Source organism: Acidovorax sp. KPB24-07 (assembly GCF_057543315.1).
On record NZ_BAAJYS010000771.1, the window covers coordinates 1 to 967 of the forward strand.

At 68.8% G+C, this 967-nt stretch carries 1 protein-coding gene and 1 pseudogene; both read left to right on the forward strand.

All coding sequences use genetic code 11. The annotated features are described in order from the left end of the window. Nucleotides 1-313: LysR substrate-binding domain-containing protein (locus tag AC27IQ_RS25685; RefSeq protein WP_487091326.1), on the forward strand; the 313-nt coding region annotated here is incomplete at its 5' end. A 79-nt stretch (nucleotides 314-392) separates the two neighbouring features. Next, nucleotides 393-967, forward strand: a pseudogene (locus AC27IQ_RS25690) (ATP-binding cassette domain-containing protein); the annotation flags it as partial.

The following is a 967-nucleotide window of genomic DNA, read 5'->3' on the forward strand; positions in this document are numbered from 1 at the left end:
CCACCCCGGCGCGCGCGGCGTGATCGATGCGCACCTCGACTCCCTGGGCCTGCAGCGCCGCGTGACCGCGCGCTGCGCCCATTTCAGCCTGATCCCGGAGATGGTCGCCGCCAGCCTGCTGGTGCTCACCACGGGGCGGCAGTTCTGCGAACGCTTCACCGACCGCCTGCCGCTCACCGTGCTGCCGTGCCCGGTGCCCTTCCCGCGCCTGATGTACTACCAGCTGTGGCATGCCCGCACCCACCATTCGGCCGCCGCCATGTGGCTGCGCGACAGCGTGCGCACCGTGGCAGCATCGCTACGAAAAGCATAGCGGCCAACGCATGAAGGACGTGCGCAGCATTCCGGTTTCGTGCCCAACCCCCTTTGAAAATCAAGAGACAATCGCCCGCATGAATTCCTCCCACACCTCCCCCGCCGCCGCGGCGCCGGTGCCGCGCCTGCAGCTGGCGGGCATCACGAAGCGCTATCCGGCCGTGGTGGCCAACAGCGGCGTGTCCCTCACGGTGCAGCCCGGCGAGATCCACGCCGTGCTGGGCGAGAACGGCGCAGGCAAGTCCACGCTGATGAAGATCATCTACGGCGCGGTCAAGCCCGATGAGGGCACCCTGCACTTCAACGGCCAGCCGGTGGCGGTGCGCAATCCGCAGGAGGCGAGGGCGCTGGGCATCGCCATGGTGTTCCAGCATTTCAGCCTGTTCGACACCCTCACCGTGGCCGAGAACGTGTGGCTGGGCCTGGACAAGCGGCTGCAGCTGGCCGAGGTCACGCGCCGCATCGCTGCCACCGCGGCCGAGTACGGGCTGGACATCGACCCGCTGCGCCCTGTGCACACCCTGAGCGTGGGCGAGATGCAGCGCGTGGAGATCATCCGGGCGCTGCTCACCCAGCCGCAGGCAGCTGCCTGATCCTGGGACGAGCCCACGTCGGAGCTCACGCCCCAGCGGTCGAAAAGCTCTTCGTGGTG